31 protein-coding genes and 1 other RNA gene are annotated in these 24,490 nt (G+C 63.5%); 17 read left to right on the top strand and 15 right to left on the bottom strand.

Annotation, left to right across the window (positions count from 1 at the left end):
- The first annotated feature begins 20 nt into the window (after positions 1–20).
- The 4 genes from pyc (at position 21) to EJ068_RS11550 (ending at position 4,661) form a co-directional block, all read left to right on the top strand.
- Positions 21–3,479 carry a pyruvate carboxylase gene (pyc, locus tag EJ068_RS11565; protein ID WP_127249634.1) on the top strand — a complete coding sequence of 1,153 codons (3,459 nt, stop codon included), beginning with the start codon at positions 21–23 and terminating at the stop codon, positions 3,477–3,479.
- Between the two features lie 151 nt (positions 3,480–3,630).
- On the top strand, positions 3,631–3,891 hold the full coding sequence (locus EJ068_RS11560; RefSeq protein WP_040991643.1) for a DUF2312 domain-containing protein: 261 nt from the start codon (positions 3,631–3,633) through the stop codon (positions 3,889–3,891).
- A gap of 23 nt (positions 3,892–3,914) precedes the next feature.
- Entirely contained in the window at positions 3,915–4,355 is a 441-nt protein-coding gene (locus EJ068_RS11555; protein ID WP_127249633.1) for a hypothetical protein, read from the top strand.
- Positions 4,356–4,364: 9 nt separating this feature from the next.
- Complete coding sequence (locus EJ068_RS11550; RefSeq protein ID WP_127249632.1) at positions 4,365–4,661, top strand: hypothetical protein; 297 nt, start codon at positions 4,365–4,367, stop codon at positions 4,659–4,661.
- Between the two features lie 135 nt (positions 4,662–4,796).
- Here the strand turns inward: EJ068_RS11550 and msrB are convergent, their stop codons facing one another.
- From msrB to EJ068_RS11520, 6 genes are all read right to left on the bottom strand, one after another.
- Positions 4,797–5,201 (bottom strand): peptide-methionine (R)-S-oxide reductase MsrB, encoded by a 405-nt coding sequence (gene msrB / locus EJ068_RS11545; RefSeq protein ID WP_127249631.1) that lies wholly within the window; start codon positions 5,199–5,201, stop codon positions 4,797–4,799.
- 477 nt (positions 5,202–5,678) lie between these two features.
- Positions 5,679–6,869, bottom strand: a complete 1,191-nt coding sequence (locus EJ068_RS11540; RefSeq protein ID WP_127249630.1) for a VWA domain-containing protein — start codon at positions 6,867–6,869, stop codon at positions 5,679–5,681.
- Between the two features lie 10 nt (positions 6,870–6,879).
- Positions 6,880–7,284 carry a type II toxin-antitoxin system HicB family antitoxin gene (locus EJ068_RS11535; protein WP_126080719.1) on the bottom strand — a complete coding sequence of 135 codons (405 nt, stop codon included), beginning with the start codon at positions 7,282–7,284 and terminating at the stop codon, positions 6,880–6,882.
- Positions 7,285–7,295: 11 nt separating this feature from the next.
- A complete protein-coding gene (locus EJ068_RS33180) occupies positions 7,296–7,490 on the bottom strand; it encodes a type II toxin-antitoxin system HicA family toxin (protein ID WP_127249629.1) in 195 nt (64 codons plus the stop codon).
- A 63-nt stretch (positions 7,491–7,553) separates the two neighbouring features.
- Entirely contained in the window at positions 7,554–8,000 is a 447-nt protein-coding gene (locus EJ068_RS11525) for a GNAT family N-acetyltransferase (RefSeq protein ID WP_127249628.1), read from the bottom strand.
- A gap of 173 nt (positions 8,001–8,173) precedes the next feature.
- The gene (locus EJ068_RS11520; RefSeq protein WP_127249627.1) at positions 8,174–9,013 is read right to left on the bottom strand and encodes a MoxR family ATPase; all 840 of its coding nucleotides are present in this window, start codon (positions 9,011–9,013) and stop codon (positions 8,174–8,176) included.
- A gap of 163 nt (positions 9,014–9,176) precedes the next feature.
- Between EJ068_RS11520 and ssrS the strand changes: the two genes are divergently transcribed.
- The 7 genes from ssrS to EJ068_RS11485 all read left to right on the top strand — a co-directional run bounded on the left by ssrS (position 9,177) and on the right by EJ068_RS11485 (position 12,818).
- Positions 9,177–9,332: non-coding RNA, 6S RNA (gene ssrS, locus EJ068_RS11515), on the top strand.
- Positions 9,333–9,414: 82 nt separating this feature from the next.
- Positions 9,415–9,999, top strand: coding sequence for a 5-formyltetrahydrofolate cyclo-ligase (locus EJ068_RS11510; RefSeq protein WP_127249626.1), 585 nt, complete (start codon positions 9,415–9,417; stop codon positions 9,997–9,999).
- A gap of 81 nt (positions 10,000–10,080) precedes the next feature.
- Complete coding sequence (locus EJ068_RS11505; protein WP_127249625.1) at positions 10,081–10,521, top strand: DUF3592 domain-containing protein; 441 nt, start codon at positions 10,081–10,083, stop codon at positions 10,519–10,521.
- A 46-nt stretch (positions 10,522–10,567) separates the two neighbouring features.
- Entirely contained in the window at positions 10,568–10,849 is a 282-nt protein-coding gene (locus EJ068_RS11500; RefSeq protein WP_127249624.1) for a BrnT family toxin, read from the top strand.
- 25 nt (positions 10,850–10,874) lie between these two features.
- Positions 10,875–11,162, top strand: coding sequence for a transcriptional regulator (locus tag EJ068_RS11495; RefSeq protein WP_127249653.1), 288 nt, complete (start codon positions 10,875–10,877; stop codon positions 11,160–11,162).
- Entirely contained in the window at positions 11,159–11,983 is an 825-nt protein-coding gene (locus tag EJ068_RS11490; protein ID WP_127249623.1) for a YmdB family metallophosphoesterase, read from the top strand. Before EJ068_RS11495 ends, EJ068_RS11490 begins: the two co-directional genes overlap by 4 nt.
- A gap of 70 nt (positions 11,984–12,053) precedes the next feature.
- Complete coding sequence (locus tag EJ068_RS11485; RefSeq protein ID WP_127249622.1) at positions 12,054–12,818, top strand: TerC family protein; 765 nt, start codon at positions 12,054–12,056, stop codon at positions 12,816–12,818.
- A 48-nt stretch (positions 12,819–12,866) separates the two neighbouring features.
- Here the strand turns inward: EJ068_RS11485 and EJ068_RS11480 are convergent, their stop codons facing one another.
- Positions 12,867–13,349: an SRPBCC domain-containing protein gene (locus tag EJ068_RS11480; protein ID WP_127249621.1), complete on the bottom strand. Its 483-nt coding sequence runs from the start codon at positions 13,347–13,349 to the stop codon at positions 12,867–12,869.
- A gap of 51 nt (positions 13,350–13,400) precedes the next feature.
- On the opposite strand from EJ068_RS11480, the gene EJ068_RS11475 reads away from it, so the two are divergent.
- The 3 genes from EJ068_RS11475 to EJ068_RS11465 all read left to right on the top strand — a co-directional run bounded on the left by EJ068_RS11475 (position 13,401) and on the right by EJ068_RS11465 (position 15,028).
- Positions 13,401–13,724, top strand: coding sequence for a helix-turn-helix domain-containing protein (locus EJ068_RS11475; RefSeq protein WP_127249620.1), 324 nt, complete (start codon positions 13,401–13,403; stop codon positions 13,722–13,724).
- A gap of 203 nt (positions 13,725–13,927) precedes the next feature.
- Positions 13,928–14,677 (top strand): YebC/PmpR family DNA-binding transcriptional regulator, encoded by a 750-nt coding sequence (locus EJ068_RS11470; protein ID WP_127249619.1) that lies wholly within the window; start codon positions 13,928–13,930, stop codon positions 14,675–14,677.
- 39 nt (positions 14,678–14,716) lie between these two features.
- Complete coding sequence (locus EJ068_RS11465; RefSeq protein WP_126080728.1) at positions 14,717–15,028, top strand: SelT/SelW/SelH family protein; 312 nt, start codon at positions 14,717–14,719, stop codon at positions 15,026–15,028.
- A gap of 31 nt (positions 15,029–15,059) precedes the next feature.
- On the opposite strand, the gene EJ068_RS11460 is transcribed toward EJ068_RS11465, so the two are convergent.
- Complete coding sequence (locus EJ068_RS11460; RefSeq protein WP_127249618.1) at positions 15,060–15,536, bottom strand: DUF1772 domain-containing protein; 477 nt, start codon at positions 15,534–15,536, stop codon at positions 15,060–15,062.
- Between the two features lie 121 nt (positions 15,537–15,657).
- On the opposite strand from EJ068_RS11460, the gene EJ068_RS11455 reads away from it, so the two are divergent.
- A complete protein-coding gene (locus EJ068_RS11455; protein ID WP_127249617.1) occupies positions 15,658–16,299 on the top strand; it encodes a TetR/AcrR family transcriptional regulator in 642 nt (213 codons plus the stop codon).
- 302 nt (positions 16,300–16,601) lie between these two features.
- Here the strand turns inward: EJ068_RS11455 and rpmE are convergent, their stop codons facing one another.
- Positions 16,602–16,823, bottom strand: coding sequence for a 50S ribosomal protein L31 (gene rpmE / locus EJ068_RS11450; RefSeq protein ID WP_040974396.1), 222 nt, complete (start codon positions 16,821–16,823; stop codon positions 16,602–16,604).
- Between the two features lie 206 nt (positions 16,824–17,029).
- On the opposite strand from rpmE, the gene EJ068_RS11445 reads away from it, so the two are divergent.
- Positions 17,030–18,832: an ABC transporter transmembrane domain-containing protein gene (locus tag EJ068_RS11445; protein WP_127249616.1), complete on the top strand. Its 1,803-nt coding sequence runs from the start codon at positions 17,030–17,032 to the stop codon at positions 18,830–18,832.
- A gap of 7 nt (positions 18,833–18,839) precedes the next feature.
- On the opposite strand, the gene EJ068_RS11440 is transcribed toward EJ068_RS11445, so the two are convergent.
- The 3 genes from EJ068_RS11440 to EJ068_RS11430 all read right to left on the bottom strand — a co-directional run bounded on the left by EJ068_RS11440 (position 18,840) and on the right by EJ068_RS11430 (position 21,110).
- Positions 18,840–19,271 (bottom strand): type II toxin-antitoxin system VapC family toxin, encoded by a 432-nt coding sequence (locus EJ068_RS11440; protein WP_127249615.1) that lies wholly within the window; start codon positions 19,269–19,271, stop codon positions 18,840–18,842.
- Entirely contained in the window at positions 19,268–19,561 is a 294-nt protein-coding gene (locus EJ068_RS11435; RefSeq protein ID WP_126080733.1) for a hypothetical protein, read from the bottom strand. The genes EJ068_RS11440 and EJ068_RS11435 overlap by 4 nt, the downstream gene beginning before the upstream one ends.
- 61 nt (positions 19,562–19,622) lie before the next feature.
- On the bottom strand, positions 19,623–21,110 hold the full coding sequence (locus tag EJ068_RS11430; protein WP_127249613.1) for a carboxypeptidase M32: 1,488 nt from the start codon (positions 21,108–21,110) through the stop codon (positions 19,623–19,625).
- A 147-nt stretch (positions 21,111–21,257) separates the two neighbouring features.
- Between EJ068_RS11430 and EJ068_RS11425 the strand changes: the two genes are divergently transcribed.
- On the top strand, positions 21,258–21,611 hold the full coding sequence (locus tag EJ068_RS11425) for a DUF1304 domain-containing protein (protein WP_127249652.1): 354 nt from the start codon (positions 21,258–21,260) through the stop codon (positions 21,609–21,611).
- A gap of 77 nt (positions 21,612–21,688) precedes the next feature.
- Here the strand turns inward: EJ068_RS11425 and EJ068_RS11420 are convergent, their stop codons facing one another.
- The 3 genes from EJ068_RS11420 to EJ068_RS11410 form a co-directional block, all read right to left on the bottom strand.
- Positions 21,689–22,114 carry a hypothetical protein gene (locus EJ068_RS11420; protein WP_127249612.1) on the bottom strand — a complete coding sequence of 142 codons (426 nt, stop codon included), beginning with the start codon at positions 22,112–22,114 and terminating at the stop codon, positions 21,689–21,691.
- A 236-nt stretch (positions 22,115–22,350) separates the two neighbouring features.
- The gene (locus EJ068_RS11415; RefSeq protein WP_127249611.1) at positions 22,351–23,379 is read right to left on the bottom strand and encodes a peptidoglycan -binding protein; all 1,029 of its coding nucleotides are present in this window, start codon (positions 23,377–23,379) and stop codon (positions 22,351–22,353) included.
- A 1-nt stretch (position 23,380) separates the two neighbouring features.
- Entirely contained in the window at positions 23,381–24,400 is a 1,020-nt protein-coding gene (locus EJ068_RS11410) for a MotA/TolQ/ExbB proton channel family protein (protein ID WP_126080738.1), read from the bottom strand.
- Between the last annotated feature and the right edge of the window lie 90 nt (positions 24,401–24,490).

The raw sequence follows: 24,490 nt of genomic DNA, 5'->3' as shown, positions 1-24,490 counted from the left end.
ACGCTGCTGGAGCCCAGTCCTTGGCCATCACGAAGATCCTCGTCGCCAACCGGTCCGAAATCGCCATCCGCGTGTTCCGCGCGGCCAATGAGCTCGGTCTCAAAACCGTGGCGATCTGGGCGGAGGAGGACAAATATTCGCTGCATCGCTTCAAGGCCGATGAAAGCTACCAAGTCGGACGCGGGCCGCATCTCGCCAAGGACATGGGGCCGATCGAGAGCTACCTGTCGATCGAGGAGGTGATCCGGGTCGCCAGGCTGTCGGGCGCCGATGCCATCCATCCCGGTTACGGCCTGCTGTCGGAAAGCCCGGAATTCGCCGAGGCCTGCGCCGAAGCCGGCATCACCTTCATCGGCCCGAAGCCGGAAACGATGCGCCGGCTGGGCAACAAGGTCGCCGCGCGCAACCTGGCGATCGAGGTCGGCGTGCCGGTCGTGCCGGCAACCGATCCGCTGCCCGACGACATGGACGAGGTCAAGAAGCTCGCCGCTCAGATCGGCTATCCGGTGATGCTGAAGGCCTCATGGGGCGGCGGCGGCCGCGGCATGCGCGCCATCCGTGCCGAGGCAGACCTCGCGCGCGAGGTGATGGAAGGCAAGCGCGAGGCCAAGGCCGCCTTCGGCAAGGACGAGGTCTATCTCGAAAAGCTGATCGAGCGCGCCCGCCATGTCGAGGTCCAGGTGCTGGGCGACACCCACGGCAATGCGGTGCATCTGTTCGAGCGCGACTGTTCGATCCAGCGCCGCAACCAGAAGGTCGTTGAGCGCGCGCCGGCGCCTTACTTGAGCGAAGAGCTGCGCCAGGAGCTTTGCGGCTATGCGCTCAAGATCGCGCGCGAAACGAGCTATATCGGCGCCGGCACGGTCGAGTTCCTGCAGGACGCCGACACCGGCAAGTTCTACTTCATCGAAGTCAATCCGCGCATCCAGGTCGAGCACACCGTCACCGAGCAGGTGACCGGCATCGACATCGTCAAGGCGCAGATCCATATCCTCGACGGCTTCGCCATCGGCACCAAGCAATCAGGCGTGCCGGCGCAGAAGGACATCAGGCTCAACGGCCACGCGCTGCAGTGCCGCATCACCACCGAGGATCCGGAGCACAATTTCATCCCGGACTACGGCCGCATCACCGCCTATCGCGAGGCGGCCGGCTTCGGCATCCGGCTCGACGGCGGCACCGCCTATTCGGGCGCGGTCATCACCCGGTTCTACGATCCGCTGCTCGAAAAGGTGACGGCCTGGGCGCCGACGCCCGGCGAGGCGATTTCGCGCATGAACCGGGCGCTGCGCGAGTTCCGCATCCGGGGTGTGGCCACCAACCTCACCTTCCTCGAAGCGATCATCAACCACCCGCGCTTCGCCGACAATTCCTACACGACCAAGTTCATCGACACGACGCCGGAACTGTTCGAGCAGGTGAAGCGGCAGGACCGCGCCACCAAGCTGCTCACCTATCTGGCCGATGTCAGCGTCAACGGCCACCCCGAGACGCGCGGCCGGCCGGCGCCGAAGGCGAATGCGGCCGCACCCGTGGTGCCCTATCTCAACGGCCATATCCCAGACGGCAGCAAGCAGAGGCTCGATGCGCTCGGCCCGGAGAAATTCGCCGCCTGGATGCGGGCGCAGCGCCAGGTGCTGGTCACCGACACGACGATGCGCGACGGCCACCAGTCGCTGCTCGCCACGCGCATGCGCACCTATGACATTGTCGGCATCGCCGGCACCTATGCGCGCGCCCTGCCGCAACTCTTGTCGCTGGAATGCTGGGGCGGCGCGACGTTCGACGTCGCCATGCGCTTCCTCACCGAGGACCCTTGGGAGCGGCTGGGCAAAGTGCGCGAGGCGGCGCCCAATCTGCTGCTGCAGATGCTTTTGCGCGGCGCCAACGGCGTCGGCTACACCAACTATCCCGACAATGTCGTGCAGCATTTCGTCAAACAGGCGGCAAGCGGCGGCGTCGACCTGTTCCGCGTCTTCGACTGCCTGAACTGGGTCGAGAACATGCGCGTCGCCATGGACGCGGTCGGCGCCGAGGGCAAGCTGGTCGAAGCGGCGATATGCTACACCGGGGACATCCTCGATCCGGCGCGGGCGAAATACGACCTCAAATATTATGTCGGGCTGGCCAAGGAGCTGGAAGCGGCCGGCGCCCACATCATTGCCGTCAAGGACATGGCCGGGTTGCTCAAGCCGGCCGCGGCGCGCGTTCTGTTCAAGGCGCTGCGCGAGGCGACCGACCTACCGATCCATTTCCACACGCATGACACGTCGGGCCTTTCGGCGGCGACGGTGCTGGCGGCGGTGGAGAGCGGCGCCGACGCCATCGACGCGGCGATGGATTCCTTCTCCGGCAACACCTCGCAGCCCTGCCTCGGCTCGATCGTCGAGGCGCTGAAGGGGACCGAACGCGATCCCGGTCTCGACCCGCAATGGATCCGCCACATCTCCTTCTACTGGGAGGCGGTGCGCAACCAGTACGCGGCTTTCGAGAGCGACCTCAAGGGGCCCGCCTCGGAAGTCTATCTGCACGAGATGCCGGGCGGCCAGTTCACCAACCTCAAGGAACAGGCGCGCTCGCTCGGGCTGGAGACACGCTGGCATGAGGTGGCGCAGGCCTATCACGACGTCAACCTGATGTTCGGCGACATCGTCAAGGTGACGCCGTCATCCAAGGTGGTCGGCGACATGGCGCTGATGATGGTCAGCCAGGATCTCACCGTCGCCGATGTCGAGAACCCGGCCAAGGACATCGCCTTCCCGGATTCGGTCGTGTCGATGCTGCGCGGCGATCTTGGCCAGTCGCCCGGCGGCTGGCCAGCGGCGCTGCAGAAGAAGGCGTTGAAGGGCGACAAGCCGATCACGGTCAGGCCCGGCTCGCTGCTGAAGCCCGCCGACCTCAAGGCCAGCCGCAAGGACATCGAGACGAAGCTCGAGCGCAAGCTCTCGGAGTATGAGTTCGCTTCCTGGCTGATGTATCCGAAGGTGTTCACCGATTTCGCTGCCGCGCAGGAGACCTACGGGCCGGTGAGCGTCCTGCCGACACCGACCTATTTCTACGGCATGAAGTCGGAAGACGAGATCTTCCTCGACATCGAGAAGGGCAAGACGCTGGTGGTCCGCTGCCAGGCGTTCGGCGATGTCGACGACAAGGGCATGGTCACGGTCTTCTTCGAGCTCAACGGCCAGCCGCGCCGCGTCAAGGTGCCTGACCGCGCGCATGGCGCTTCCGCCGCCAAGGCGCGCCGCAAGGCCGAGCCCGGCAATGAGGGGCATGTCGGCGCGCCGATGCCGGGCGTGGTCTCGGCGCTTGCCGTGGCGCCTGGACAGGCGGTCAAGGCGGGCGACGTGCTCTTGTCGATCGAGGCGATGAAGATGGAAACCGCGCTGCACGCCGAACGCGACGGCGAGATCGCCGAAGTGCTGGTCAAGGCCGGCGACCAGATCGACGCGAAGGATCTGCTCATAGCCTTTAAATGACGGTCGGATCGTCATGCCTGGCGGGCGGCTGACAGCAGCCGTCCACAGCCGCTCGACAAGTGTCTTGACCCGCCGCGCCCGGTCGGGCAGGGAACCCGCTCCAATTCGCCGTGGCGGGAATCGCCCTGGCTTCAGAAGACGCGGAGAGAAAATGGCCGACGAAATCACCGAGACCAGCCAGACTGTAGCCGCCGGCCAGCTGCGCACCATCATCGAGCGCATCGAGCGACTCGAGGAAGAGAAGAAGACGATCTCCGACGACATCAAGGATGTCTATGCCGAGGCCAAGGGCACCGGCTTCGACACCAAGGCGATCCGCACCATCGTGCGGCTGCGCAAGAAGGACCAGGCGGAGCGGCAGGAAGAGGAGTCGATCCTCGACCTCTACAAGGCCGCTCTCGGCATGGTGTAAGCCCTCATGGCCGGCAGCCGGTCATGACCGAATTCGACTTCGGCGGCCGCCGCGCCTCGGAGTTCCGCCATCGCGGCTTCTGGGCCCTGTTCGCCGAGCGGCATCCGCAGGAAAGAGCCACGCTTGCAAGGCGCGGGCCCTGGTTCTGGCAGCGCGGGCTGCCGGATTTCGCCCTGGTGCTTTCGATGTATGTCGCGCCGGCGCAAAACCATGTCGGCGTCTTCTTCGGGCGCAATGAGAAGTTCGGGGCAACGGACTCATGGTCGCGGCTGAAGCCGTTCCAGCCGGCGATCGAGGCGAAGCTGAAGCTCAAGCCCGAGCAGAGCTCGCAAGGTCTCGGCATCAACTCGCTATGGCATGTGAACTGCTATGCCGAGGACAACTGGCCGGCCATGACCGACTGGCTGGTGACAGAGTGCTCGCGCTTCGAAGAAGCCGTGACCGACGTCCTGGGGCGGAGATAGGCCGCCGGGATGACGGATTTTTTCCGCACGCGCTGGAGGGGTGAAGCGCCGCTCGACCGGCTGTTCTGGCGCGACATGCTGCTCGTCGCGACGATCCTGAGCATCGCCTCGTCGGCGCTTGCGCTGATCCTGCTTGGATTGAAGCTGCCGCTCTGGCTGGTGCTGGCGGTGCATTTACTGCCTGTTCCCTACAACATCTTCCTGACCATCGCCGTCTGGCGCACGGCGGAGAAGAGCGGCGGGTTCAAGGCGCAGCTGATGATGCTGGGTTCGGCGCTCTGGCTGATCGCGACGGTCGTGGCATGATGATCTTTCCCGGAGCAATTCCGGGCGGAAGGCTACGGCGAAGGCGCCGAACCTAACCGCGTCGCACTTTACCTGGAATCGCTCCAGACGAAAAAGGGCGGCCGAAGCCGCCCTTTGGGAGTTGTTTCCGGGATATCAGGTCGCCGGTTCGAAGCGCAGCGCCACGCCGTTGATGCAATAGCGCAGGCCGGTCGGCGGCGGGCCGTCCTCGAAGACATGGCCGAGATGGCTGCCGCAGCGCGAGCAGTGGCATTCTGTGCGGACCATGCCGTAGCTGCGGTCGACAGTGGTCTCGATCGAGCCCGGGACCGGATCGTTGAAGCTCGGCCAGCCGGTGCCGCTCTCGAACTTCAGCTTGGATTCGAACAGCGGCTGGTCGCAGCCGACGCAATAGAAAGTGCCGGCGCGCTTCTCATAGAGCAGGGCGCAGCTGCCGGGGCGCTCGGTGCCGTGATTGCGCATGACGGCATACTGCTCCGGCGTCAGCCGGGCGCGCCACTCGGCATCGGTGCGGGTGACGGGACAGGCGTGGGCGTCCATGAAATCTCCTCGCCTTGGCGGCTCGTTGTTGCTTGCAACGGGTATTCGTCGGAACATAGGCGTTTGTTACACGTGCCGCCAGCGAAAGCGGGCTAATCCCTGATACACGGATTTTGAAAGATTGCCGTTTGTCTTGGCGCAAGACTTTCTGCTCAGGCCCGTGAAATCGGCGCAAGCGCCGGGGATTGGTCGAGGCCGCCCCAACTTCGTCATTCTATGGCGGAGCAAGGAGCGAAGCGACGCGGCGCAGACCATAGAATCCATTCCGTGACTTGGAAGCGCCGCCACGGTGCAGAATTCTGCTCCGTTGCAGGCCTCGGCGAAGGTAACGGCATGGATTCCAGGGTCTGCGCGCGTCGCTTCGCTCCTTGCTCCGCCCTGGAATGACGATCGCGATGGGCGTTTCGGCCAATCTCCAAAGCATGCCGCCTGCCAATGCGAACGGAGCCGACCGGTCAACATCCCTGTGCCGGGGAACTAATGCTTGCGCGACAACTGCCTGGTCGCGGCTTCCAGCCCGGCCAGTGTCAGCGGGAACATGCGGCCGCCGAAGATCTCGCTGATCATGGCGATCGAGTGCGTGTAGCGCCAGTTCTTCTCGGCTTCCGGGTTCAGCCAGATCGCGTTCGGCCATTGCTGCAACAAGCGCACCAGCCACACGCTGCCGGCCTCCGGGTTCCAGTGCTCGACCGAGCCGCCCGGATGGGCGATCTCGTAGGGGCTCATCGAGGCGTCGCCGACGACGATCACCTTATAGTCCGGCCCGTATTTGTGGATCAGGTCGAAGGTCGGGATCGTCTCGGCCAGCCGCCGCCGGTTGTCCTTCCAGACGCGCTCGTAGAGGCAGTTGTGGAAGTAGAAATATTCGAGCTGGCGGAACTCGGCACGGGCGGCCGAGAACAGCTCCTCGACACCGCGGATGTGGTCGTCCATCGAGCCGCCGACGTCGAAAAACATCAAAAGCTTCACGGCATTGCGCCGCTCGGGCCGTGTCTTGACGTCGAGATAACCGTGCTCGGCGGTGGCATGGATGGTGCCGGGCAGGTCGAACTCCTCCTCGGCGCCCTCGCGCACCCAGCGGCGCAGCCGCTTCAGCGCCACCTTGATGTTGCGGGTGCCGAGCTCGACGGTGTCGTCGAAATTCTGGAATTCACGCTTGTCCCAGACTTTCACCGCGCGGCGATGCCGGCTTTCATGCTGGCCGATGCGCACCCCTTCCGGATTGTAGCCATAGGCGCCGAAGGGCGAGGTGCCGCCGGTGCCGATCCATTTCGAGCCGCCCTGGTGCCGGCCTTTTTGCTCCTCGAGCCGCTGCTTCAAGGTTTCCATCAACTTATCGAAGCCGCCCAAAGCCTCGACCAGTTTTTTCTCCTCCTCGGTCAGGTGCTTTTCGGCCAGCCGGCGCAGCCATTCCTCGGGGATGTTGGCGACATCGACGGCGTCGGATCCGCCAAGCGCCTCGACGCCCTTGAAGACATGCGCGAAGACCTGGTCGAAACGGTCGATATGGCGCTCGTCCTTCACCAGGGCCGCGCGGGCGAGGTAATAAAAAGCCTCGACGTCATAATCGACCAGCCCGGCTTCCAGCCCTTCCAGCAGCGACAGATATTCCCTGAGCGAAACGGGAACCCGCGCTGCCTTCAGTTCGAGGAAGAAGGGGATGAACATGGTTGGGCTGCTATCTGTGCCCCTCGATCTTCTCGCGTGCCGCGCTTGCAATGAACGCGGAGCGGGTAAGGCCGCGCCGGCCGGCTTCTTCGTCTATTGCTGCCAACAGACCAGCATCGAGGGACAGATTGGCTCGGACAGGTCTTCCTGAATCGATCAGCACGGGGATCATCACCGCGGATTCGCCGGCGGTGCTATCGATCTCGCCTGACCGCAGCAATTGCGTCATCGTGCGAGGGGCAGGCATCGGCAGCTGCTTTGCTATCCGGGCCTCAGCCCATTCACGCATGGCCGACGTCGCGTCGGCGATTGCTTCCTCGGGATTTGCCCCGCCGCCGTGGCAACCGGGAAGATCGGGCACCCGCACGCCCCAGACATCGTCGGCTCCGTCGAGTACTCCGACATAGTGCGTCATGTGGATCGTCCTCAAATCCATCCGGCAAGTCGAGCGATCGAACGCGCCACACCCGGAGACTGTTCGCGATGACGGGGCACGATGATCATAGCGTCCGGCCTTTCCGGATGCTCACACTTTTCATGCTTGCCGCCACCGACATTCAACCAACCTTCGTGCAGAAGTCTCGCAACAATCTTGCGCGTATTGGTCTCTATCAGCGGCATCGCGCTCCCTATTATATGCGCAATATATTGCGCAATTTCTATCATTTCAACCACTGACCATGATTACAGCAGATCGTATTCAATAAAACCCGTGCGGCGCGCGACATGATCATAGAGCCGGCGCGCGGTGGCGTTGGTCTCGTGCGTCATCCAGTAGACGTTCTTCACGCCGATCTTGCCGGCCTCGTCCTGCACCGCTTTGATCAGCGCGGCGCCCACGCCTTTGCCGCGCACCTCCGGGTCGGCGAACAGGTCCTGCAGATAGCAGTTGTTTTTCTCCGACCAGCCGGAGCGGTGGTAGAGGTAATGGGTCAACCCAACGGCCTTGCCGTCGAGCGTGGCGATGAAACCTTTCGGCTCGAACTCACCGTCGGTGAACAGCCGCTTCCAGGTGATGGCGTAGACCTCTTCCGGCAGCTTGGTTTCATAGAAGGTGAGATAGGCCGTCCACAACCGGCGCCAGTCGGCGTGATCGGACTGTGCGAGCGGGCGGATGGTGATCTCGGACATTTTTCCTCCGATATTTGAATTTGACTCGAAGCTGCCGCTGCGGCCGCTTGCCGGCAACGGTCCACAGAAGGGGAAAGCGCTATTGCTGGCGGCTAAAGCGCGACGCGCTTCAGCTCCTTGTTTTTACGCATGTCGTTGTCCCAGAACCGCTCCACACTTCTGGGCGACATGCGTTATTGCTGCCGTCTGGCCATGAAGGCCAGCCGCTCGAACAAATGCACGTCCTGCTCGTTCTTGAGCAACGCGCCGTGCAGTTTCGGCAACATGCTCTTCGGCTCGGCGCGCAAATCCTCTGGTGCGATGTCGTCGGCGACCAGCAGGCGGATCCAATCGAGCGCTTCGGAGGTCGAGGGCTTCTTCTTCAGGCCCGGCACCTCGCGGATCTCGTAGAACTGGGTGAGGGCCGCCCGCACCAGGTTCTGCTTGATGCCGGGGTAATGCACCTCGACGATGCGGTGCAGCGTGTCGACGTCGGGGAAGCGGATATAGTGGAAAAAGCAGCGGCGCAGGAAGGCGTCGGGCAGTTCCTTCTCATTGTTCGACGTGATGATGACGATCGGCCTGAACTCGGCGCGGATCGTCTCGCCGGTCTCGTAGACGAAGAACTCCATCCGGTCGAGCTCCTGCAGGAGGTCGTTGGGGAATTCGATGTCGGCCTTGTCGATCTCGTCGATCAAAAGCACGACTTTCTTTCGCGCCGCGAAGGCGTCCCACAGCTTGCCGCGCTTGATGTAGTTGGCGATGTCGTTGAAACGTTCGTCGCCGAGCTGGCTGTCGCGCAGCCGCGACACGGCGTCATATTCGTAAAGGCCCTGCTGGGCCTTGGTGGTCGACTTGACGTTCCATTCGATGAACTCGAGTCCGAGCGCCGACGCCACCTGGCGGGCGAGCTCGGTCTTGCCGGTGCCGGGCTCGCCCTTGACCAGCAAGGGCCGTTCCAGCGCGATTGCCGCATTGACCGCCACCATCAGATCCTTGTCGGCGACGTAAGCCGCGGTGCCTTCGAAACGCATCTTCTCTCCTGGCGATTTGCGGCGACCCTAAGGAGCCACGCGCATGCGCGCAAGCTTCGAAGCCAAAGTGGTCCGCCTTGGCGATAGCCGACCAAGCAAATAACGCTCAAACGCCCATCCGTTTCTCTGGCGCTCGGCCACCCACCGGCCTATATTTGCTTTCGGCGGTCTGCGCTTCCCGGCAGGAGAAACTTATCCCCGGGGCCTTATCGATCCTTAGGGAGCTGTCCCTGGGAAGACCCGTGGGTTTTCTCACACGGCGCCCACCTACTTTGTAGGCACCCGGGATCGACCTCTCCACCGGTTGTGTGGATCGTCACTCTCCCGATTTCGGGAGACATGCGCTAGAAAACGTCGTTCCTAAGACTCCATAGAATCCCGGCCCTTTCTAGCGTCTGAGCATGACCTCACCGAAAGACCTGAAGAAACAGCTTCGCAAGGAAGCGCTGGCGCGCCGCGATGCGCTGGACGAATTCTGGCGCGTCGAGATCGCGCTCGAAATGGCCGAGACGGCAAAGGAGAAAATCGACTTCGAGCCCGGCCGCATCGTCTCCGGCTTCTGGCCGATGCGCTCGGAGGTCGATGTGCGGCCGCTGATGTTCGCGCTGCGCGAGAAGGGCGCCAGGCTCTGCCTGCCGGCGATCCTGGACAAGACCACGATCGTCTTTCGCGAGCTGGTGCGCGGCGCGCCGATGGTCGAGATGGGCTTCGGCACGGTCGGGCCGCATGAAGAGGCGGAAGTGCTCGACCCGACGCTCATGCTGGTGCCGCTCGCCGCCTTCGACGGCCGCGGCCACCGCATCGGCTACGGCGCCGGCTATTACGACCGCGCCATCGCCAGGCTGGCCGAAAAGGGCATCATGCCCAGGCTGATCGGCATCGCGTTCGATTGCCAGGAAGTCGAGCGGGTGCCGGAAGAGAACCATGACGTCATCATTCCGGAAATACTGACCGAGAGCGGGTTGCGCCGCTTCGATGTCGCTTAAGCTATCGCGACCCGCTTAACGCGTTTCAAAGACACGTCGGATTATGTTCCTGCAGCTATAATCGAGCTGACGGGGATCGTGGTGTTCCTTCTTGCACGCTATTTGCTGATGCCCTTCGCGCTGATCGCGGCGATACTGTTCTCGATGTCGTTGCACATCATAGGAACTACCTTGCATCACCAGGCTGCCTGGCAGCGGACACTCGCCACCGTAACGGATGTCAGCGCCTACAGCGAAACGCGGGCGAACGGTCTCACCACGGATGGCATCAATGTCGCCGTCAGCTATGTTGCCAATGACGCGCCGATGACATGGTCCGGCAAGGACAAGGACATCGGTCTCTACAAGGCGGCCAAGGGCGACAGGATAGAATTTTACTATGACCCTGCCGATCCATCGAGCCTCGACACGGCCGCGATGAAAGGCTGGCGCGGCGGGCTGCTGCTGCTCGCCGTCACCGGTGGGTTCACCTTGTTCTACATCTGGTTCTTCTGGTTGCGAGGACGCCATGGTGCGGCTTGACGTTGGCGTTCGTCTGGCGAATACTACTGAAATCCAGTAGTCCGCAATGCTTGAGTTCGAGTGGGATGACGACAAAGCAGCAAGCAATCTTGCCAAGCACGGTGTGGCATTTGCGGATGCCAAGCGCCTGTTCGACGACATCCATGCCCAGTATTATTCGGATCGTTCCATGGACTACGAAGAGGAGCGCTTCATCGGCATCGGTATCGTCAATGGATTGGTGCTGACAGTGGTTTACACCGAGCGCGGCGACCGAATAAGACTGATCTCCGCCAGAAAGGCGACGCGCCATGAGCAGAAAGCATATGACCAAGCACGCCGGGACTGAATCCGATTGGGATCGTCTGCGCGCCATGAGCGACGCGGAGGCGGAGGCTGGCGCCTTGGCGGACAAGGACAATCCTCCGCTCGACACGGATCGGCCGGGAGTGGCATCTGTCGCGCGCGTCAAGGTGATCCGTCGGGCTTTGCATCTTACCCAGGAGGAATTTTCCATCCGCTATCGCATTCCGCTCGGCACGCTTAGAGACTGGGAGCAGGGCAGGACCGAGCCGGATCAGGCGGCACAGGCCTATTTGCAGGTCATCGCCAAGGAGCCGGAAACGGTGTCGCGGGCGCTCGGTACGCGTAGCGCCGCATGAGACTTCTCTTTCTTGGCGACATGGTTGGCAAAACAGGACGCACGGCGGTATGGGAACAGCTGCCGGGGCTGATCTCCGACTTCAGGCTCGACTTCGTCATCGTCAATGGCGAGAATGCCGCCGGCGGCTTCGGCATCACCGAGGAGATCTTTCGCGAGACGCTCGCTGCCGGCGCGGATGTCGTCACCACCGGCAACCATGTCTGGGACCAGCGCGACGCGTTGATCTTCGCGCCGCGCGAGGAGCGCTTCCTGCGGCCCTCCAATTTTCCCAAGGGCACGCCCGGGCGCGGCTCTGGCGTCTATATCGCCCGCAACGGCGCGCGCGTGCTGGTCGCCAACATCATGGGCCGCGTCTTCATGCATCCGGAGCTGGACGATCCGTTCCAGGCCGGCGAGCGGGAGTTGGCCGCCTGTCCGCTCGGCGAGCAGGCCGATGCGGCGATCGTCGATTTCCATGCCGAGGCGACCTCGGAGAAGATGTGCTTCGCGCATTTCGTCGACGGCCGCGCCAGCCTCGTGGTCGGAACGCATACGCATCAGCCGACCGCCGATCATCAGATCCTCAACGGTGGCACCGCCTATATCTCGGACGCCGGCATGTGCGGCGATTACGATTCCTCGCTGGGCATGGACAAGGAAGAGCCGCTCAACCGGTTTCTTTCCAAGGTGCCGAAGGGGCGCTTCGAAGCGGCGACTGGACCGGCGACTCTCTGCGGCGTCGGCGTCGATATTTCCGACCGCACCGGGCTTGCGGAAAGGATCGCGCCGTTTCGTCGCGGGCCTCGGCTGGAAGAAACGGCGCCGTCTTTCTGGTCGTGACATTGATATAGGCGAGGTCAGTGCCTAACTGGCGACGAAACTGCTCTAGATCGTAGAGGGGACGACCTCCATGCAGCTTGTCGAATTCCTGGCGCCGCACTTTGCCTTTGTTTCCGACCCGACCGCCTGGGTTGCGCTTTTGACACTGGTGGTGCTCGAGATCGTGCTCGGCATCGACAATCTGATCTTCATCTCGATCCTTACCAACAAGCTGCCGGAAGCGCAGCGCGCCCGCGCCCGCCGGCTGGGCATCTCGGCGGCGCTGGTCATGCGCCTCATCCTGCTCGCCACGATCTCGATCATCGTGCAGCTGACGACGCCGGTGTTCACCGCCTTCGGCCACGGATTTTCCTGGCGCGACCTGATCCTGATCGCCGGCGGCCTGTTCCTGGTCTGGAAGGCGACCAGGGAAATCCATCACACTGTCGACCCGCAGGATCATCAGGACACGATGGTGGGTACGCTGCAGCTGAGCCTTGCCGGCGCCATCTTCCAGATCCTGCTGCTGGACCTCGTCTTCTCGATCGATTCCATCATCACCGCCGTCGGCATGACCGACGAGATCGCCATCATGTATATCGCCGTGATCGTGGCGGTGAGCGTCATGATGCTGGCGGCGACGCCGCTTGCCAATTTCATCGCCAGGAACCCCTCCATCGTCATGCTGGCGCTGGGCTTCCTGCTGATGATCGGCATGACGCTGATCGCCGACGGCATGGGCTATCACGTGCCGAAGGGCTACATCTACGCCGCCATGGGCTTTTCGGCGCTGGTCGAGGGTCTCAACATGCTGGCGCGGAATCGCAAGAAGCAGGGGTCGGGCGGCGGGCATTGATGGTGGCAACGAGGGCGGCAGCGTGCGGCTGTCGCTCCCGCCGCAGGATCATTTGCTTTCCGACGTCGGCAGTTCACCGCGCATTTCGCTGGGGTAGAACCCTTCACGCAGATTGATGCCGTACTCCACGTAAGCTTTCATGCATGACAGCATCTGCGACCAGCCCTCGCAATTGCCGTAGGATGATTTGCGGCCGGCCTCGTCCTCGCGCCATCCGCTTTCGGCAATGGTGACGAAGGTGCCACCGTCATCCAGGGCTTCGAAGCTCATTTCGATCGTGGTCTTGTAAGCCGGTACAACGCCGGGGCCGCCGCCATCCCAGCGCAGCACGATGCGCTCGTTGGGCACCACTTCATCGACCTCGACGGGCACGGTCTTCCACCATGTGACCGTGGTGCCGGGGACCAGCGGCGCCGCGGCGCCGCCAAGCGTCGTAAAATACCCGCTGAGCTTCGTCGGGTTGACGACGGCGTCGAAGACCTCGGCGACCGGTTTGCCGATGCGCCCGGAAATCCTGAATCCAAGGGACATATCCACAGCTCCTTCCTTGCTCAGTGGAACAATATGTTATAAAAACATAACATGTCAAGCCAAACCGCGGACGACCATGTTTTCAAGGCCTTGGCGCATCCGCGCCGGCGCGAATTGCTGGATCGCCTGAAGGATCAGCCGCAGACCACCGGCGCGCTTTGCGAGGCGTTCCCGGACATGGACCGCTGCACGGTGATGATGCATCTGAAAGTGCTGGAGGAGGCCGACCTGGTGATTGCGAGGCGCGAGGGACGCGAGCGTTGGAACCATCTCAATGCCTTGCCGATCAAGCAGATCCACGATCGCTGGATCAGCCAGTATGCCGGCCATGCGATCAGCATTCTCGACCGGCTGAAGTCCGACCTTGAGAGCTGAGCGGCCTCTCCGGCGCCGGAGTTACGGCGCGTCTGGACGAATTGAGCCGATTTATCTATAAGCCGGCCATTCCGACAGAGAGCGCCGTGTGCCTTCGCAGGCATGCCTGGAGCGTTCTGAAAATTTGAATTCGAGCAATTTGCGGATGGCGAGGTGATCCCATTTCGCTCCGCGGTGCTCTAGCCGAACACGACAGGGGTGCCATGGCTGGCCATTCGCAATTTAAGAACATCATGCACCGCAAGGGCCGTCAGGACGCGGTGCGGTCGAAAATGTTTTCCAAGCTGGCGCGCGAAATCACTGTCGCGGCCAAGACCGGCACGCCGGACCCGGCGATGAACCCGAGGCTTCGCCTTGCGGTGCAGAACGCCAAGGCCGTGTCGATGCCGAAGGACAACATCCAGCGCGCCATCAACAAGGCTTCCGCGGGCGACGGCGAGAACTACGAAGCCGTGCGCTACGAGGGCTATGGCCCGGGCGGCGTGGCGCTGATCGTCGAGGCGCTGACCGACAACCGCAATCGCTCGGCATCCAATGTGCGCGCCGCCTTCACCAAGGCCGGCGGGGCGCTCGGCGAAACCGGCTCGGTGTCCTTCATGTGGAACCGCGTCGGCGAAATCTACTATCCGGCTTCGGCCGGCAGCGCCGACAAGGTGATGGAAGCCGCGATCGAGGCCGGCGCCGACGATGTCGAGTCCGACGAGGAAGGCCACACCATCTATTGCAGCTTCGAAAGTCTCGGCGACGTGTCGAAATCGCTAGAAGCGGCGCTCGGCGAGGCTGAATCGGTCAAGGCGATCTGGCAGCCGCAGAACAACGTCCCGGTCGACGAAGAGCGGGCGCAGTCGCTGATGAAGCTGGTCGCCACCCTCGAGGATGACGACGACGTGCAGAGCGTCTACGCCAATTTCGAGGTCGACGACGAGACGATGGCCAAGCTCAGCGCGGCCTGACCGGCAACGCGATCCGATATGAGCGAAGCTCAATCTCGTATGACCGACAAGCCGCTTCCCGTCATCCGCATCACCTATTGCACGCAATGCCAATGGCTGTTGCGTGCCGGCTGGATGGCGCAGGAGCTGCTTTCCACCTTCGGCACCGATCTCGGCGAGGTGACGCTGGTGCCGGGCACCGGCGGCATCTTCACCATTTCCTGCAACGATCAGCTGATCTGGGACCGTAAGCGCGACGGCGGCTTTCCGGATGCGGCGAAGCTGAAGCAGCTGGTCCGCGACGTCATCGATCCGGATCGGGATCTCGGCCATGCTGACCGCAAAACCCACAAGAAGACCGACCCCGCCTGAGGCGGGGTCTTTAGCATTGCGGCCGCGTATCTCAGATCAAAGCCATGATGAAGCAGGCCATCGACACGATAGCGGTGACGGTGCGGACGTGGTTCCACATCACCCATTGGCTCAGATGGTTCGCCCAGACGGCGGCGCCGTTGGCGCTCTGCGGATCGACGGCGGCTAAAGCGTCGTTGAGCGGAACGTTGATGACCATGGTCACGATCGGGTTGCCGACGAAATAGATCACCGCGCCGGCAAGCAGCCAGTATGAGCCCGACTGGCTCCAGCCGAAGAGAGCGGCGGCAATCAACACCAGGCAGATGACGCCGGTGCCGAACAGCGCCGTCATGAAGGTCGGCGTGATCACCGTGACATTGATCGAATTCATCGCCGCGATGCCGCTTGGGACGGGCAGCCGCGCGAGTGCCGCCATGACGAAATTGGAAAAGGCGAAGAACACGCCGCCGACCACGCCGGAGCCGATCGCGGCGATGAAGGTGAGGGTGGGGAGAAGTTTCATCATCTCAGTTGGCTCCAGATGTCGGTTGGTCTGCAAATGTGATAAATCCTCACATTTGCAAAACGTGATAAACCCTCGTATTTTGTAAGTCAAGCTGGTGTTGGAGAATCGCCTGGAGGAAGCCATGGACGAGAAAGTCACCGCCAAGCCGGATCAGGCCATCATCGGCTCGCCGCGCCGGTCGCCGAGCCAGCAGCGCAGCCGCGAGCGGGTCGAGCGCATGCTTGCCGCCGCCTCGGCGCTGATTGCCGAGCAGGGCAGCGATGCGATGCGGATGGGCGAGGTGGCGGAGCGGGCAGGGGTGTCGATCGGCTCGCTCTACCAGTTCTTTCCGGACAAGCGGGCGATCGTCTGGGCGCTGGCCGAGCGCTACACCGCCGAGAGCCAGGCCTGCATCTCGGCGGCGCTGAAAGATGTCAGGGACGCCGAAGGACTGAAGCAGGCGTTTTCAGAGCTGGTCGACATCTACTATCAGCTGTTCCTGGCCGAGCCGGTTATACGCGACGTCTGGTCGGGCACGCAGGTCGACAAGGCCCTGCGCTCGCTCGAGCTCGCCGACAGCCGAGCCAATGCCGAATTTTTGGTCGCGGTGCTGAAGCGGCTGAGGTCCGATGCCGATCCGGTCGAACTGGAGACGACGGCCTTCCTCGTCTGGCAGATGGGCGAGGCGGCCGTGCGACTGGCGATCTCGGTCGATCGGGAGGAGGGTGACAGGTTGGTTGAGGCCTACAGGCGCATGGCGCTGCGGGAGTTGGTGGGGGAGTAGCGGCCTTCCTCCTCGCAGCGTACGCGATTGGCGAAATCGCCGGCGAGAGCGTCCCCTCTCCCCGTCACTATACGGGGAGAGGATGCCGGCAGGCAGGTGAGGGGCAGCGCCGGCCTATGAAAAGTGCACTGTCACCGAATTTCTCTGATGTATTTCTGTTGTTGCTGATGGTCAGCTTGCCGACGCCGGCGCTGCCCCTCATCCGCCCTTCGGGCACCTTCTCCCCGTTGAACGGGGAGAAGGAAGAAAACAAAAAACCCGCCTCGAAGGCGGGTTTTTCAAATCCTGCGGGCGTATCCGGGTTAGAGGCCGAAACCCTCGAAGCGCTTCTTGAACTTCGACAGGCGGCCGCCGCGGTCGAGCAGGGTCTGCTGGCCGCCCGTCCATGCCGGGTGCGTGGTCGGGTCGATGTCGAGGTTCATCGTGTCGCCTTCCTTGCCCCAGGTCGAACGGGTCAGGTATTCGGTGCCGTCGGTCATGACGACCTTGATGGTGTGGTAGTCGGGATGGATATCGGCCTTCATTGTCTTATGTCCTGGCTTGCCGGCGCCGGTGACGGGCCAATGGCCTGCGTCGATGCGCCCCTTTTTAAAACTCGAAGCCGCAGCTAATGAAAAGCCACGGCTTCTAAAACGGTCGGCGAGCCTATACATCAGCCGGAATTGAATCACAAGGCCGCGGCAAGCGCATATTGAAGCGCGGTGTTGACCAGCGGCCAGAGGAAACGCTCATGGCGGATATCGGTGCCAGTGGAGACCAGCGCAGGCGCTCGGTCCGGCCGCTGAGAAACCTTTTCCCCTATATCACGCGCTACCGGAAACTGGCGGTCGGCGCGATCATCTCGCTGGTCGTGGCGGCGGTGACGACGCTTGCCCTGCCGATGGCCGTGCGGCGCATGATCGATCACGGTTTCCAGGCCTCGGGCTCCACCTTCATCGCTGAATATTTCGCCGCGCTGGTGGCGATGGCGGCGCTGCTCGCCGCCGCCTCTGCCAGCCGCTACTATTTTGTGATCACGCTCGGCGAGCGCGTCGTCGCCGACATCCGCCGCGACGTTTTTGCCCATGTCACGACGCTGTCGCCCGCCTTTTTCGATCGCACGCATTCGGGCGAGATCGTATCGCGGCTCGCCGCCGACACCACGCAGGTGAAGTCGGCGGTCGGCGCCACCGCCTCGGTCGCGCTGCGCAATGTCATCCTGGGCCTCGGCGCGGTGGCGATGATGGTCGTCACCAGCCCGAAGCTTTCCGGCCTGGTGATCGCGGCCATTCCGCTGATCGTGCTGCCGCTGGTCGCTTTCGGCCGCTCGGTGCGGCGCAAGTCCCGGCAAGCGCAGGATACGCTCGCGGAGGCCACCGCCTACGCCAGCGAGCAGATCGGCGCTGTGCGCACGCTGCAGGCCTTCACCAACGAGAAGCTGGTCACCGGCCGCTTCGCGGCCGCCGTCGACGCGGCCTTCGAAGCGGCGCGGGCCTCGGTGTTCGCGCGCTCCTTCCTGACCTTCTTCGCCATCTTCATGATATTTTCCTCGGTGGTGGCGGTGCTGTGGTTCGGCTCGCGCGACGTGCTTGCCGGCACGCTGTCGCCCGGCACGCTCAGCCAGTTTCTGCTCTATTCGGTGTTCGCCGCCGGCGCGCTCGGCGCCTTGTCGGAAGTGTGGAGCGAGCTGTCGCAGGCGGCGGGCGCCGCCGAGCGGCTGACCGAGATCCTGGCCGAGACGCCGACGATCCAACGGCCGGTCGATCCCGTCGCGCTGCCGGCCACGGCCAAGGGCGCGATCAGCTTCGACGACGTCTCCTTCTCCTATCCGGCGCGGCCGGACCGCGCCGCCGTGCATGGCCTGAGCTTCCAGGTTAAGCCCGGCGAGACGGTGGCGATCGTCGGGCCTTCGGGCGCCGGCAAAAGCACTGTCTTCTCGCTGATCCTGCGCTTCTACGATCCCGAGACCGGGCGCGTCGCCATCGACGGCGTCAATCTGCGCGAGGCCGACCCGGCCGCCATCCGTCAACGCATCGCGATCGTGCCACAGGACGTCACCATCTTCGCGGCAAGCGTGCGCGACAATATCGGCTTCGGCCGGCAGGGCGCCGGCGACGCCGAGATCGAGGCCGCCGCCAAGGCCGCGCTTGCCGATGAATTCATCGCCAGACTGGGCAACAGCTATGACAGCCAGGTCGGGGAGCGCGGCGTGACACTGTCGGGCGGCCAGCGCCAGCGCATCGCGACTGCCCGCGCCATCTTGCGCGACGCGCCGATCCTCCTGCTCGACGAGGCGACCTCGGCGCTCGACGCCGAAAGCGAGACCCTGGTGCAACGGGCGCTGGAGCGGCTGATGCGCGGGCGCACCACCATCGTCATCGCGCACCGACTGGCGACGGTGCTCAAGGCCGACCGCATCCTGGTCATGGAGGGCGGCCGCATCGTCGAGGAAGGCACGCATCAGAGCCTTGTCGCCAAGGGCGGCATCTACGCGCGGCTCGCCAAGCTGCAGTTCGAGGCAGGCGCCGACGCGTTCAAAGGCGCGGCGGAGTAGAAATGTGTCAGCCTGGTCGCCAGTCGGCGAGTAGAGTGATGCGGCCCAAGTGTTTTGTTTTGGCAAAATGCCGCCGGTCGGCTGTTACCAACGTTGCAGCGCGATTGATGGCGATGGCGTGGTAAACGCAATCGTTGAGCGTCGGATAGCCGCCAGCCGGACTGAGCTGCGTCGCCATCTCCTGTGTTTTGGCCAGTTCGTCCATATCCGGCTCCAGAAGCTCGAAACCGCCTTCGCGCAATCCGGCGATGAGCTTTGCGACCATGACAAAGGATTGCTCATAATGGAGCGCAGTCGATAGCGCCTCGTAAAGCAGGATGCCGGGAGCGGCTATGGCGCGGCCATCTGCAATGTTCTTCGCGAACAGATTTCGAGCCTGTTCGCTGTCATCCTCATCCCGAAAGAGTTTGATGAAGATCGACGCGTCGACGATGATCACTTTTTGCGGCCTTCGAGGATATCCACCGGCCGGCCGTCCATTTCCTGGCGAATTCTGCGCAGCACGTCGGTGGAGTCTTCGCCGCCGGTCGAGGTCGACTTGAATTCCCGGATCATTTTCAGAGCGCGTTCTTTCGCGGCGTCCTTCAATGCCTTCGCGATCGCCTCTTCGACAAAGCGGGATCGCTTGCTTTTCGGAATCTGGCTTTCAAGCGTCTCCTTGATCGTGCTGTCGATCGAAAACGTTGCGCGTTCCTTGGGACCTGAAGCGTTCATCTGCGCACCTCCCAATCATAACATACAGTAGTACGAAATGGTACGCAAATGAGCGGCCATTGCCGCCGGGGTCGGTCTATGAGGCTCCGTACCGCCAGCGCAGATGCTCCGTGAAGTAAGCGGCGTTCAGCTTCTCGCCAGTGGCGCGCTCGAGCAGCTCGGGCGTCGACCAGCGCGAGCCCTGCGACCAGATCTTTGCGCGACGCCACTCGTTGATGGCGCTGAAATCGCCCTTGGCAAGGTCCTCGTCGGCGGACGGGTGCTCCCTGGTCAAAGCCGCCCATTGCTGCGCCGCCATCATGGCGCCCAACGTGTAGGAGGGGAAATAGCCGAAAGCGGCGCCCGGCCAGTGCACGTCCTGCATCGGCCCCTCGGCCGGGTTGTCGATGGTCGAGAGGCCGAGATAGTCGCGCATCTTGACGTCCCATGCCTCGGGGAGGTCGGCGGCTTCCAGCCGGCCGGACACCAGCTCCTGCTCGAGTTCGTAGCGCAGGATGACATGCAGCGGATAGGTGACCTCGTCGGCGTCGACGCGGATCAGGCCGCGCTCGACATGGTGGACATGCGGCAGGATGTCGACGAGCGACCAGGCTTCGCCGAGATGTCTTTCGACCATCGGCAAAGCCCAGCGCCAGAAGGCGGGGTTGCGGCCGACCTGCTTTTCGACGAACAGGCTCTGGCTCTCATGCACGGCCATGCCGCGCGCCTTGCCGAGCGGCCAATGCGACCAGGCCTTCGGCAGGTTCTGCTCGTAGAGCGCATGACCGGTCTCGTGCAGCACGCCCATCAGCGCCGACAGGAAATCGGAGGTCTTGTAGCGGGTGGTGATGCGCACATCGGTCGGCACGCCGCCGCAGAAGGGATGGTGCGATACCGACAGCGAGCCATGGGTGAGGTCGAAGCCGACGGCCGCCATCATGGCAAGGCCGAGCTCGCGCTGGCGGTCGACGGCATAGCTGCCTGACAGCGGCTTCAATGGGTGCTTCGCCAATCGCGCATCCTGCACGGCCAGCGCATGCGGCAGGAAGTCCTTGAGAAAGACCTTCAGCTCGGCAAACACCGGCGTGATGTCGGCGGCGCGGTTGCCGGGATCATACTGCTCCATCAGCGCGTCATAGGGGGCGAGGCCGAGCGCGTCGGCGCGCAGCGCCGCCTCTTCCCGCACCAGGGCCACGACGCCTTCCAGTGCCGGCAGGAAGCCCGCCCAGTCGTTCCTGGCGCGCAAGCTCCGCCAGAGCTGCTCGGAGCGCATGCGCGCTACCGTCTGGCGTTCGACAAACTCGGCCGGCAGGCAGGTGAGGTTGGTGTATTGCCGGCGCAGTTCCCTGACCGCCGCCTGCTGTTCCTCGCTGAGCGGCTCGGCTTCGGCGGCCGAAATCCAGTCGCCGATCTCCGGCGCGGTCGCCTGGCGATGCAACATGCCGGCCAGCGAGGACATCGCCTCGGCGCGTTTCTCGCCGCCGCCAACCGCCATATGCGTCGCCTCGTCGGCGCCGAGTATGGCCAAAGCATGCTCCAGCGCTTCGAGCTTGTGGCCGAGGTCGTCGAGTTTCTGGAAGGACATGATGGATACCCAGCTTCAATGTGGCTGGCGCGAAAAGATACCAACGCACCGCGCTTGGCAACCCTGATCGGCCGGGATGGAACCAGTGGTCTTGCCTTGTGGGGCGGCTGCGTGATCAATGCCGGGAACAAGCCGCTGGAGGGGACGATGATCGGCAATATCCTGGTCGGGCTGGTGGCGCTGATCCATTGCTACATCGTCTATCTGGAGATGGTGCTTTGGGACACGCCGCGCGGTCGCAAGGCGTTCGGACTGACGCCGGAATTCGCTAGCGCCTCGAAGGTGCTCGCCGCCAATCAGGGGCTCTATAACGGCTTTCTCGCCGCGGGCCTGATATGGGGTCTCTACCTCGGCACTGCGGGCTTTCAGGTCAAGATGTTCTTCCTGCTGTGCGTCGCGACAGCCGGCCTCTACGGCGCGGCAACTGTCGGCCGCAAGATTCTCTTTGTTCAGACGGTTCCGGCAGTGCTTGCGATCCTCGCGCTTTGGCTCGGCCTATAACCAAAGCGATACGCGATCGAAAAAGGACGCCCTCTGGGCCAGGTCCCGCGGGCGCCAGGTGGTCCCTTCCCTGGTGGTCAACCGTTCGGGTAATTCCCGCCGTCGTCGCCGTCGCCTATCATGAAGCCGCTGCCGGTGTCGTTCATCAGCCTCTGGTCGACATTGTCGAGGCGGCGCAGCAGTTCATGGTATTGCGCGGACGGGATCCGGCCGTGATCAGAAGCCGCGACATGCTCCGCGGCCTGGCTGATGCGAGCGGCGCGCATGTGCAGTTGCTGCGCCTCGGAAGCCGAAATGTTGTTTGCCTGCCGGGCATCGGTGATGCCCTGATCCACGCCTTGGACCTGATCGATAAGACCGGCCGCGCGGGGGCCGACGAAATCGGCCGTAGGGGTCGCGTCGAGAGCCCCCTTGTGGTGTCCGGCCGCATAGGCGCCGGCGAGCGGGGCCGCGATCAACGCGGCAGCCAGAGTCATAGTCTTGAGAGATGTTGAAGCGCGCATGGCGGCGCATCCTCCGATAGGGAAGGCTGCGGCCCTGCCGCATTGCCTTCCGACCTTTGCGGGCCGTCCGGTTCCGTCGCGTCGCGATGGGAGGCATCGCCGGCGGTCCCCGGCCCTGCGCGGCAAATTAGGTGCGTCGATTGCCGATGGTAATGTTTTCAGGACTTGCCGGCGGGACTTGGTACTCTAAGTATTCAGCCGACAAACAACTTCCCGTGACTTGGTGTGATAATGGATCACCGTTCGGTGAGCTTCAGTTCAATGCGGCGGTTCTTGCTGCGCGCCTCGTCGGTGTCGGCGGGGTCGAGTGGCTGGAACTCGCCGAAGCCGGCGGCCACCAGCCGGTTGGCCGGCACGCCGTTCTCGATCAGAAACTTCACCACCGAGGTGGCGCGCGCGGTCGACAGTTCCCAGTTGTCGCGATAGCGGCCGGTGCCGGACAGCGGCTTGTTGTCGGTGTGGCCGTCGACGCGCAGCACCCAGCTGATCTCCGGCGGGATTTCCTTCTGCAATTCGATGATGGCGTCGGCGAGCTTCTTCATCTCGACCTTGCCGGCGTCGTTGATTTCGTCGGAGCCGGTCGGAAACAGCACCTCCGACTGGAAGACGAAACGGTCGCCGACGATGCGGATGTTCTCACGGTCGGCGAGGATCTCGCGCAACCGACCGAAGAAGTCGGAGCGGTAGCGGTTGAGCTCCTGGACGCGCTGCGCCAGCGCCACGTTCAGACGGCGGCCGAGATCGGCGATCTTGGTGTTGGAGTCGCGGTCGCGCTGCTCGGAGACGTTAAGAGCGTCTTCGAGCGCGCCGATCTGCTTGCGCAGCGCCGCGATCTGCTGGTTGAGGATCTCGACCTGGCTCAGCGCCTGCTGGCTGATCTGGCGCTGGTTGCTGAGCTCGCCGGAAAGCTGGTCCGCCCGCTTGTTGGCCGCGTCGCCGGCGCCGGCGCCCTGCGCCAGCAATTGCTCGAGGCGGCTCTTTTCGGCCTGCGCCGCCGACAGCGATGCCTGCAGGTTGGCGAGCGTATCCTCCTTGTCCTGGCTGTTCGAGCGCTCCAGCGCGAGCAACTGGGTCAGCTCGTTGATCTGCGAGTTGAGACGGTTGAGCACGGTGTCCTTGCCGGAGATCTCGCGGCTGAGCAGGAACTGCGCCAGCACGAAGACGGTGAGCAGGAACATGATCGCCAGAAGCAGCGTCGACAAGGCGTCGACGAAACCCGGCCAGTAGTCGATGCGGCGGTCGGCGCGCCGTCTTGCCAGCGCCACGTCAGTGGACCCCTTGCTTCTTCAGCGCGTCGGCGATCTTCTCCAGCGTGTTGCGCATGGCCTTCTGCTCGTCCGACTGGGCCTCGACCCAGTCGCGCATGATCTGCTGCTCGGAGCGCATGTTCTTCACCAGCCCCGAGATGCCGTCGGCGAGGTTGGCCATGGCGGTGGCGACGCGCGGATTGGAGCCGCCGCCATTCTCCTGCAGGCTGCGCAACCGCTCCGACAGTAGGCGGATGTCCTCGGAGGATTCGGTCTTGGCGGTGTCGGAGACGACGATGTCGGACGACAGGTCGGTGACCGAGGACAGCCAGTTCTCAAGCTCGGTGTAGAAACGGGTCTGGGCGCGGCCGGCCTGCAGGTCGAGGAAGCCGAGCACAAGCGAGCCGGAAAGGCCGAACAGCGAGGACGAAAAGGCGGTGCCCATGCCGGCGAGCGGCGCCGACAGACCCTGCTTCAGCGCATCAAGCACGGCGGCGGCATCGCCGGTGCCGGGATCCAGCGCTTCGATCGTCTCGCGGATCGAGGCGATGGTGTTGAGCAGGCCCCAGAAGGTGCCGAGCAGGCCGAGGAACACAAGCAGGCCGACCAGGTAGCGTGAGGTGTCGCGGCTCTCGTCGAGGCGGGTTGCGATGGAATCCAGCATCGTGCGCATCGACGAGGTCGAGAAGGCGATCGTCGACGAGCGGCCGATCATCGCCTTCATTGGCGCCAACAGCACCGGCTCGGTGGTTTCGGAGCCGGCGCGGAAGGAATTGACCCAGCGCACCTCGCGGAACAGCCGCCCGACCTGGACGAAGGCAAGCAGGATGCCGACCGCCAGCACGCCGACGATCAGCCCGTTGAGGCCCGGATTGCTGGAGAAGGCGGTGGAGATCTGGCGGGTGAGGATGGCGGCGATGAAAGCGACGATGATCAGGAAGATCACCATGGTGAGCAGGAAGACCTGCGGGCTCGACAGCTTGTGCGGATCGTAGACAAGGACGTCCGATCGCCTGCCGAAGGATCTGAGAAAAGCCATCCGTGCCCCGTTTCCGATGCCACCCGCCGCAGAATTGCCGCGACTCTAAACGGAATTGTGACCAAATTGAATGGTGCTTGGCAATATGGC

Source organism: Mesorhizobium sp. M2A.F.Ca.ET.043.02.1.1 (genome assembly GCF_003952405.1).
In the GTDB taxonomy this organism is placed as follows: Bacteria; Pseudomonadota; Alphaproteobacteria; order Rhizobiales; family Rhizobiaceae; genus Mesorhizobium.
The sequence above is the reverse complement of the archived record's forward strand: the minus strand, read 5'-3'. Positions and strand labels throughout refer to the sequence as shown.